Source organism: Pedobacter sp. BMA, assembly GCF_001027745.1.
In the GTDB taxonomy this organism is placed as follows: Bacteria; Bacteroidota; Bacteroidia; order Sphingobacteriales; family Sphingobacteriaceae; genus Pedobacter.
The window spans coordinates 437704-448585 of the sequence record NZ_LECU01000002.1 but is presented as its reverse complement, the minus strand read 5'-3'; the positions used below and the strand labels follow the sequence as shown (position 1 = coordinate 448585).

Annotated in this window: 6 protein-coding genes; 4 read left to right on the top strand and 2 right to left on the bottom strand. The window is 37.2% G+C overall.

Translation table 11 applies throughout. The annotated features are described in order from the left end of the window. Positions 1-321: 321 nt before the first annotated feature. Positions 322-2010 (bottom strand): ATP-binding protein, encoded by a 1689-nt coding sequence (locus AB669_RS04335; RefSeq protein WP_047798038.1) that lies wholly within the window; start codon positions 2008-2010, stop codon positions 322-324. A gap of 562 nt (positions 2011-2572) precedes the next feature. After that, on the bottom strand, positions 2573-6286 hold the full coding sequence (locus AB669_RS04330) for a hypothetical protein (RefSeq protein ID WP_156166665.1): 3714 nt from the start codon (positions 6284-6286) through the stop codon (positions 2573-2575). A gap of 534 nt (positions 6287-6820) precedes the next feature. Between AB669_RS04330 and AB669_RS22065 the strand changes: the two genes are divergently transcribed. The 4 genes from AB669_RS22065 to mobC all read left to right on the top strand — a co-directional run bounded on the left by AB669_RS22065 (position 6821) and on the right by mobC (position 10870). Next, complete coding sequence (locus tag AB669_RS22065) at positions 6821-6985, top strand: hypothetical protein (RefSeq protein ID WP_156166664.1); 165 nt, start codon at positions 6821-6823, stop codon at positions 6983-6985. 153 nt (positions 6986-7138) lie between these two features. Beyond that, entirely contained in the window at positions 7139-7549 is a 411-nt protein-coding gene (locus AB669_RS04325) for a hypothetical protein (protein ID WP_047798103.1), read from the top strand. Continuing rightward, positions 7531-8808, top strand: coding sequence for a relaxase/mobilization nuclease domain-containing protein (locus AB669_RS04320; RefSeq protein WP_047798036.1), 1278 nt, complete (start codon positions 7531-7533; stop codon positions 8806-8808). Before AB669_RS04325 ends, AB669_RS04320 begins: the two co-directional genes overlap by 19 nt. 4 nt (positions 8809-8812) lie before the next feature. Next, positions 8813-10870, top strand: a complete 2058-nt coding sequence (gene mobC, locus AB669_RS04315) for a conjugal transfer protein MobC (RefSeq protein WP_047798035.1) — start codon at positions 8813-8815, stop codon at positions 10868-10870. Positions 10871-10882: the final 12 nt, after the last annotated feature.

The window sequence follows — 10882 nt, the reverse complement described above, 5'->3', positions numbered from 1 at the left end:
AGAATTTTTTATTTTTTTTGGAGAATTGGCGCGCAGGAATTTCTGCGCGATTATTTCTGCGGCGTTTTCACTTTGTATCATCCTGCGCAGATTTTATTATTGAAAAAATATCTGTGGGATTTTTTTAATCTGGCGGAAATTTTCTTTTCGCAGAATTTTTAATTTTTTGGAGAATTGTCGCGCAGGAATTTCTGCTCTAATATTATTGCGGGGTTTTCGCTTTGTGCCATCTTGTGCAGATTTTATTCAGTAAAATCTACTGCTTAAATTTTTTTACGTTACCAGTAACGTATTTTCCAGATCATATTTGATTTTGTATTATTAATTGGTATTATATTTTCTTTTTAGATCAGCAATAATATGAGCTATTAAAAGATCGCCTCTTAGATCTGTATAGCTATCTAATAGCTGATACCTGGTGCCACTGGCCGAGCCAGCTTTTGTTAAGATATCATCCTCAATAAGTTTGTTTAATAGATATTTTATTTGATTCCTGTTTAGTTGAGAAGAAAGGGTGTCTTCTAATTCTCCAATTTTTAAAGAGCCGTTTTGTAAAGAGAGAGAGATTGTAGAAATTTCACTAACTAAATAACGTTTGCCAATTTTGCTTTCCTCTTCAATCAATTCGTAATAATCATCTCTTAAAACATATTTATTAGTATGCCTAGATGCTTTTTTAATTAAGCCAATGTTCTCTAATTGTGAAACAATTGAGGGCTTTAGATGCTGAAATATCCCGTTTCGAATTTTGCAAAGCGTAATTATTTGCTCTACACCCATTTTTGGTTCTTTATCACTTTCTTGATAGTTTTTAATAAAAATATGAAATGCTTTATCTTGGACTTCCGTTTTTAGATCCAAAGAAACTTGAAACATATCTGATGCACTGTAGTCTGGTTCTGCTTTTCCCTCAGAAAGCATGATTGAAAATATTTTATCAACACCTTGTCCACTTCGCTCTACTAATCCTGTCTTTTCTAAAATCTCAGTCATCAGGCGGCTTCTAGGAGTACTGCTAACAGTCAATAGGTTTTCAATTGTAACACCTTTTGGGAAACCTCCGGGATTAATAATAGATATCTGATTAGGAAACTGCTTGATTACCGATTCGCTTGTAATGGTATAGTCTCTATGAGCGATTGCATTCAGCATGGCCTCACGGATGACTTCTTCATTGAAATCCATAATATCGAAAATATATGCCCCCTGTTGTATTGGGTGTTTTTTGTTAAGTCCTGGTTGGTTGATAAGTTTCCATATTTTATCAATAGCAATAAATAGCGGATCTATAATTTCTTCCCTTGAATCGAAAGGAATTTGCGATATTTTGGATCGGTATTCCCAGATAGTCTTGCTTTGGGGAAGATATTTTTTTATAACATCCGATTTCCCTAACAGAATAAGTCCAGCGTAATTTATTTTATTATCAACCATTAGTTTTAAATCGCTCAATACTTGATCGGTACTCAAGTGTAAAAAAGATGGGTTACGTTGTTTTCTAGAATAAGACGCCTTCATTTTCTCAATCGCATCCTTATCCAAATCGTTTACATTAATCGCCTCACAAATTTTCTCAGAGAAGTCTGGTTCCTGTTCCTGAATAATGGATAGGTACATTTCATCTGACATTCTCTTAAGTTCTTCCCCAACCCTCATTAATGGAACATCATCGAAATATAAGGGTTTCCCAATTGGTCGTGAAGGTATAGTAATTGCAAGAACACGCTTACTACTCTCAAAAAACTCTTGAGTTTTTACTCTTATTCCTAAATCTCTATAAATATCCTGTTCAAGTTTTCCTTTGTCTAAAAAAGCATTGGAACCAACTACTTCATGAGGATGATTGTCTCCAATACCCAGCACCAAATGTCCTCCGTTTTCATTTGCGAGCGCTACAGTATAACCTAAAATACTTCTCCGCTTACCATTATAAGAATAACTGCTCTTAGCTTCTTTAAACTCAACTTTATCTTCGCTTTCTTTGAGAAGTTTTAAATCTGAAATCTGCATTTGGGTATAGGTTTTTATTTTACAAAATAGTTAATATAATACTAAATTGAAACAAAATTCGCGTAAAGAAATTATAGTTTCATTAACTTTATGAAGAATATTGTAATGTATTTGGAAATGCTTAAATTTTATGTTTTAAGAAATTAGTTTTTATGAACTGTACTTGAAACTAGGTTAATTTTACCAATAGTGAACATTCTTTCAGCCTTGGGATAAATGCAACTATTCCTGTCAAAATCAGTTCCGAAACTAAATTTTAGTCATTGAGGAAAAACTGAAGTTAATTTATTCTCTCTATGCAGAAATAAATATGCCTTAAATTGTTGTTTCTGATTATTAACCAATTGGCGGAAAGGTGGTAGATTTCGGTACCTTTGACCATATCGTTTCGGAATTTAGGATCAGTATGCATCGGTCTCAACTGCTCCCATATAATTCCCTGTAGTCAATGCTTTCCTAGAGAATAAATATAAATGTCAATTTCATCAGTTCATATAGCGGCAACTAATCATTGATGCCATTGTCAGAATTTCTCCACTCTTAACCGTTTTAAAATCTATGCTTATGATTTCCATTTGAAATTGCTGATTTTGATTCCATTTTTATCTGGTTTCTGACTGGAAATCATGCCGCGAGATTTAAGGTTCACAGCTAGGAATATATTTTCACTGGTTTGCTCAATTACCAAGGTGGTATGTCGTTTTCCTATTTTGTCGAAAGGGGCAGGGAAGGTATGGAAAATTGGAATGGTATCCTCAGATCCAAAATGTGTGTAATACATATTAAAAAGCTTTACCCGCTGGTTAATATTAAAATCTCGCTGGAGAACTGCGATCATTAGCGCTTTAGATATGTCGAGCGGGTGATCGCTAAACATCACATTTCTGATGGCTGATAAAGCGTTTGAACTTTTGAGAATGAGTTCCTCGGAGCTATTTTTAATCACTTCCAAACGTTGTTCTGCATTGAAGTTTTCTGATTGCAAGATATGCGCAATATCAGATCCATTAAGGTTGTATTCTGAGAATGCGTCCATAAAGTCAGGAACATAATGGTCCAGGAAAATATGTTGTAGCGTAGGGTAATGGGTTTGTAACTGGTGAAAATTTTCTTGCGAGGGGGCAACCATCTCATTCTCTACCAATAATTTCATTTTTTCTTTTCCCAGATCATCAATCTCCTCCATATCGTAATGATAAGGAATTGACTTGATGAGGTGGCCATACGCCTCTTCACTAAGATCCGCTTGGTTAACAAGCGTAAGCATAAAGGTGCTCAAGCTTTCTATTTCGATATGGGGATCTTTTATATTAATTTTTTGCAAGGTTAGCGCCTGAAATATTTCGGACTCATTTAGGTACTCTAGTAGTATTCTATCGAACCCATGTCTTACAAAATAATCGGTGACATTATTCCAGTTGATCGCAATTTTCTTTGCTTTAAATAAGGCCTTGTCCAGGGCGGGAAAGTTCACGTCTGTTAAGGTCGAAATGGGTTGCTGACATTTTAAAATAATGCGTTCACATTGTTCAGGTGTGATTTTAGGATTGTTTAGGAGCAGCAAAAGTTCTTCTTCTTCCTCATATTCATTATTTGGTAAGGCAAGGTAAAGTTCTGAGATATACTGGTCAATTTTATTCTCAACATATGCCTTAAGTGCAGTTATTTTGCTTTGCTGAATGGCAAAATAATTTCGTTGTTCGTAGTTTGGTAAGTCAAAACTATCATCAGTTTTAGCAACTCTTTTGACCATGATATCATTGAGCTTATAGTGTCTTTGATCTATGATTAGCGCTACGAGTTCTTCCGGAGAATCTTCTAAAATCACATCAGTGAACATAATGGAAAGACCGGTAATAATGTTTTTAAGTTGTGCTATATCAGGGATAATGGACAGAAAATTCTTTCTTTTGTCGATCATTTTCAATAGCTGGCTTTTGATCTTTACATCTTTTAGGTCAGCGACATCGGCGTAGGTAAGAATCAGAACAAAGTAGTTTTCGATCTTTTCCCGGGGAAAACCGGATTGGCCAACGAGAAAGCCCAAAACCCCTGGCCAAGCCTTGACCATTCTATGTATAAACAAAGCGATTTGCTCACCTGTTTCAACGTAACCATCCAAAAAACTAACCCCATATTCATTGGCGTCATTTAGCTGAGAAAAAAGATGATCGAGATGATTTTCGTAGCCCTCGCTAGAGAGCATAAAGTCCAAAAGACTGAAGTTTAGTAGATATTGATTTGCAAATTCATTTGGTCTGAACTTTTTGATTACGTTTTCAAACTTATTGATCTGGCTTTGATAGTCAGAGGAAATCTGACTTTTTGCATTGAGAACAAATGCACGGTCATTCTTGGTGATACTGCCCTCGTAGAATAATGATATATAATCAAGGTAGTCTTCATCAATATAACCAGCCCGAAGCAAAATACTTAATAACAACCCTTTTTTTTCCTTACTCTCGAGTAAGCCATGATTGGCAGAATTGCTCAGGATTTCTTTTAAACTGGCCTGTCTAATTACAGATTTCTGTTTTTCCAAAAGATCATTTTCCACTTTAAGTTGTTCTTCCTTTGAACTAAAAATGCCCTCGGCTAAACTAAGTCGTTCCTCAAAACTAGTTTCTTCGTCGACTTCATATTGAAAATCATCAAAGGAAAAGTTTGCCAAGGCGTCCCGCCTATGCCAGTAAGGATTGGAATAAAAGTTAAATACATAATACCTGAAATTACCTTTTTTAAAATATTCGAATGCTTCCTCATCTGCTGCATCTTGAATACTATAATCCTTTCCTTTAAATTCGAAATGTCCGAAATTATCCACCTTGGATGCAAAATGGGCTGTATATAAAAGGCGAACTTCATCCGCACTTCGCATCATGGTCTTTTGCAAGCCATTGATGGTATCCTTATTTGATTTGATCTTATTATCCAGTTTAGCAATGCTGCTGATAACGTAGTTTGATCGCTGATGCAACAGCCGATAAAGTTCGCCCTCATTATTTCCTAACAAGACGAAATCATCAGGCCATAGATTTTTGTAAACAAGTATGGCCAATAGTTTATCTCTATCAAGCGCGGCATCCAGCAGCCCGCTGTAAATGGCATATTCATTCATTACATTGTAAAGAAGGCGCATATCATCGATGAAAAGGGATACATCATCAATGAGGTCTTTGGAAATTTTGTAATCATTCTTCTCCACGATGGCAGCAAGCTTGTCATTGGAGTTTGAACTGTTGATGACAGGAATAACAGGGATAATGAAGTCGAAGAATTTTGTACGATCCTTATTCTGGAACATTTCATCACGGACAGCATAGATGAACACGACCTGTTTATTTTTTATTTTTTTGGAATTATTAATCAACAGGTTCAGCTCTCTGAGCTTGGTGAAGATTTCTGATTGCCGAAATCGATCCAGGTCCTCGATAATTACCACTGAATAAGGAGTCACTTCAAAGAAATAAAGGATTTCGTCGAGGTGGTTGTTCAGAATCGACTTACTAATGCCCTTATCAATTTCAATCTCCGCCTCCTGAAATTTGACCTTGCTGATTCTAAGGCTATAAAATATTTTTACAGATCGAAAAATTGCAACTGTCATTGCGGCAATGAAACCGGCCAGAGATACCCAATGAAATATTTTTTTACCAGTAGCCGGCAGTTCTAATAAAAGGAGGGAATAAAAGCGCTCAGGATAAAATAAATTAAAGCCGAAGGCAATGGCAAAAATTAGTCCTGCAGTAATGTAAAATAGCGCCTTTCGGTTGAAACTTTTAATCTTCTTAAACCTTGAATCAGGAATTTTGCTGTCCTCCTCATGGTAGAATATTTGTTGTAGAATGCTAAGCTCGATAAGTCGTAAAATATCATCGGAAGTTTTATCCTTTTTATCACTCCCTGCCGGTTCTACCCCGCCTGGAGTATCTTTTACCTCTGCATTTTCTTCTTTAAAGGTTGCAAGTGAGATATCGAGAAAAACATAATCTTTATTAGTATTCGCTTGCTTAAAGGTTTTCAATATACTACTCTTGCCGGAACCGTATGGGCCGGTCAGCGCGATATTGTAGATGGCTTTTTCTTTTCGGTTGTCCAATGCCCATTTCAAAGCATCAAGATACTGGTCGGCATACGCATCACCTATTGGGGAGAGAGAATGATAAATGTCAGACTTGTCTTCTTGTTCAATCAATTGAGCACGCTGAACGAAATCTATTTTACGGGAAAGCCAATTGTTTACCTTTATGGAAAGGTCCAGCAGGAGTTTGTTCATGGGAATGGAAATGTGAGCATTATTTTCTGGATCCAATATATGAAAAAAGAGATAAATATCTCCGGGTTATTCTACCTGAATTTCCACACCAACTATGAGCAATTTTGTAAGAACTTAACTTCAGAGAAGTTAAGGATATACGTTAAATTCTTAAGGCACCTGGTAAGGTGTTATTGGTCTTAATCTTTAGCAGCAAGCTGGTAGTCAATTCTCATAAACATGTTCAGTCACAACTACGGGTAAAATAATATTTCAAAAAATGTACCTAATTAATAGAATAATTCAGCTCTAGAGATATGCAAGATCTCCAATTACAACGAAAAAGTAATCATTACAACGCTTAAAGATATTGATAAATTGGAAATAGGTTTAGTACAGTTAATCCTGATTTAGGTTAGCTTTATTTTTCTATATCTAATATAAAAGATAGACAGATCGTGCCATCGGGTCACGTCATAAAATAACGACATTACGTTCGGAAGTACCACTTTCCCATTTCTTAACCCATCACTTTTGCTTTTTAAATCTTTGATTATGATCAGACAGAAAAAAGTGTTTGCCCCAAGACCAAGAACCAAGCCTGGCTCGACTGTTTATTACCGGGAATTAAGACTGAACCTGCGTAAGACAATTGCCAATATCCCCTTACCGGAAAGTGCAATCGAAAAGCCTAGTTTCTCAGTGCACCAACAAAAGTAAATACCCACAAATTCGAGTGACCTACAGGAATACTTTAACCACGCAGGTGTTTTGCAAGATGTATTTTTGTATACACAAAAAAATCTTGCGCCCTTGAGGTCGGGCATTTTCTCGAAACTCGAAAATGCTGAAATCAAATTAAAAAGCAAGATTATGCCAAGGAAGAAATCCAAAACTCCGGAGCAGCTTTTGACTCATCCTATCATTATCAGGGTCAATGAAAATACCTATAAACGATTGGAAAAAATTCTGCTGCATAGCAATTGTCAATCGATAGGAGAGGTTGCAAGAAATATTCTGTCAAAGGAAAAAATCCTCATGTTGACCAGGGATATTACCATGAATGCACCAATGGAAGAACTTGCTTCCATACGGAAAGAACTTCGGTCAATTGGGATAAATATCAATCAGCAAACCCGGCATTTCCATACATCGGAAAATGAGGCGCAACGGTCTTTTTATTTTATGCGGACCAGCGACCTATATAAAAATGTTGGTCAAAAGGTAGATAGGTTATTGGAACTGGTAACTAAAATGTCAATGAAATGGTTGCGAGGATATTAACTGGGAGCAGCATCCGGGGACTAATCAATTACAATGAATCCAAAGTTAATATTGGAACGGCAACACCTATCCTTGCCAGCAAGTTCGGGTTGGACATTGAACAACTAGAGCTTCGGCATAAGGTAGCAAGGTTTGAGCATTTAACTAAGCTTAACAGCAGAGTGAAAACTAACGCAGTCCACATTATGCTCAACTTCGATCCGACTGAAATCCTGGCAATAGAAAAAATGCAAATTTTAGCAGTGGAGTATATGAATGGGATCGGGTTTGGTGAGCAGCCTTTTCTGGTGTATAAGCATGAAGATGCGAACCATCCGCACATTCATATTGTCACTACCAATGTGAAAGCGGATTCGACCAGGATTGATCTTCACAATATTGGTAAAGTACTATCAGAAAAGACTAGAAAGGAGCTCGAGATGAAATATAATCTCATTAGAGCTGAGGGCCATGGCAAAGAACTGCAAATCACGCCAATTAACATTGACATGGCTAATTATGGAGAGAAACAAACCAAAAGATCAATTTATAATGTAGTCACGGCCGTATTGAGAAGTTATAAGTTTACCTCGTTTTCAGAATATAATGCAATACTAAAATGCTTCAATGTTATTGCTGACCGTGGACCAGAAGATTCAGTAATGTTTGCAAAAAAGGGGCTTGTTTATTCGATTTTGGATTCTGACGGTGTGCGTATCGGTATACCTTTTAAGGCCAGTTCATTTGCAGGGAATCCGATATTAACAAAGATTGAAAGTAAGTTCAAATTAAACCTTGAAAAAAGGAAAAATCATGCTGAATCGTTGAAACACATTATCCTTGAGCAGGTTAAAAAGATAAATGGGTCGACCTCAAAACAATTGATCGACAGGTTGGGGAAAAAGGGAATTTCACTGATATACCGGCAAAATAACGAGGGTAGAATATATGGACTAACCTATGTCGACCACAATACCAGGTGCGTATTTAATGGAAGTGATCTTGGCAAACAGTTCAGTGCAAAAGCAGTCCTGGAAATATTGAAAAAACCTGAAGCTCAATTATCGGAGCCTACAAACCGAAATACCAAAACCAGAACTAATCAATCTCCGGATTCCTCATTTTTGGGAGATGATCATGATAAATCATCGGGAGATGGACTTTTACACTTTTTGTTTGAGAAACCGGTCTCGGATCCAGGCTCGCCATTGATGCGCATTAGAAAGAAGAAGAAGAAAAAAGCAGTTTCAAAAAATAGGGATTTATCAAATAACATATAAAATTATGAATACTGGTGAAGATACTCAGGGGCTTAGAAAAATACTCGACTTAAGCAGAATGATCAGTGTTTTTCTACTGTCTATGCATTTTTACATCCGGTTTTTCCAGATGTTTAAAAGCTGGGAATGGAATTCAGAGATTACAGATCGGATAGTGGGCCAGCTGGCTAGACTTGCAATTTTTGATGGCTGGTGGCTAGCTAAGTTTGCTGCACTCTTGTTTCTTGCTATATCATTGCTTGGTGTAAAGGGAAGGAAAGATGAAAACATATCCTTTAAAAAGATCTATCTATGCATGGGGGCAGGGCTATTGCTATATTTCTGTGGCATCTTTTTTTTGTATTTACCTTGGTCGGATTCATTATTGATTGGACTTTATTCTCTGGTAACCATCATCGGCTTTCTTTTGATTTTGGCTGCAGGTACCTGGATTTCAAGAAGAATTAAGCAAAGTTTGGTAAAAGACATATTCAATTCGGAAAATGAAACCTTTCCCCAGGAAGAAAGGCTACTCGAAAACGAATATTCTGTAAACCTTCCTGCTAGATACAATTATAAGGGCGAAATACGTGATAGCTGGATCAATCTCATTAATCTGTTCCGGGGATTGTTGGTCGCAGGAACACCGGGGGCTGGAAAATCATATTTCGTGATCCGTCACCTGATCGACCAGCTAATCGGGAAGGGGTTCAGCATGTTTATTTATGACTTTAAGTACGACGACCTTTCCGTAATTGCTTATAACTGCCTGCTCAAATATATTGGCCGGTATAAAGTTAAGCCGAAGTTTTACGTGATAAATTTTGATGACCTCAACCGTACTCATCGTTGCAATCCGCTTGATCCTGCCGCTATGACCGATATTACAGATGCCACAGAAGCGAGCAGAACCATAATGATGGGCTTGAACCGCGATTGGATCAAAAAGCAGGGCGACTTCTTTGTAGAAAGCCCAATTAATTTCCTCACCGCCATTATCTGGTACCTGAGAAAATACAAGGATGGAAAATACTGCACACTGCCACATGTGATTGAACTAATGCAGGCCGACTACGAACAACTTTTTAATGTGCTTCAGCAGGAGGACGAAATAAAGGTATTGATCAATCCGTTCATTAGCGCCTACCGGAATGAAGCGATGGCGCAACTGGAGGGCCAAATTGCATCGGCAAAAATTGGGCTGGCAAGACTTTCTTCGCCGCAATTGTATTATGTTTTGAGTGGGAATGATTTCACCCTCGATGTGAACAATCCTGAAGAGCCTAAAATCATCTGCGTAGGCAATAATCCACAAAAGCTGCAAGTCTATGGCGCAGTACTTTCACTTTACATTTCCAGGATGATTAAACTTGTGAACCAAAAAGGCAAATTGAAAAGCGCACTGATTTTTGATGAATTTCCCACAATATTTTTCAATAATATGGATAGCCTTATCGCAACTGCCCGTAGTAACAAGGTAGCCACGGCTTTAGCCGTGCAGGACTTTAGTCAGTTAAAAAAGGATTATGGTGCGGAGCAATCTGAAGTCATCACCGGAATTGTTGGGAACATAATAGCAGGTCAGGTTACTGGTAGTACGGCCAAAACGCTGAGCGAGACTTTTGGTAAAATAATGCAGGATCGGCAATCTAAAAGTATTAACAGCAGTGACATATCCATATCCCAAAGTACCCAACTCGATTACGCTATACCAGCTTCCAAGATTTCATCTCTTTCTTCCGGGGAATTTGTCGGAATGGTTGCAGACAATCCCGAAGAAAAGATCATCCTCAAAATGTTTCACTGTGAAATCCAGAATGATCATGATGCAATAGCAAGAGAGGAAAAACAGTATAAACCAATACCTATTGTTAAACAGGTAAGTATAGATGAGATTAAAGAGAATTATGAAAATATAAAGTCTCAGATTGATGACTTGCTTAAATCAGAAGTTGCAATTGAAAGTAAAGAAAACAATATTGGAAAAGGTAAAGCATCTAATAAAGTAAGCGATGGAATAAAATCGAAGAAGAAGGCGGCTGGGAAGAGCAAGGAAAAACCTAAGACCACAATGTCACTTTAGATACTATTAAGC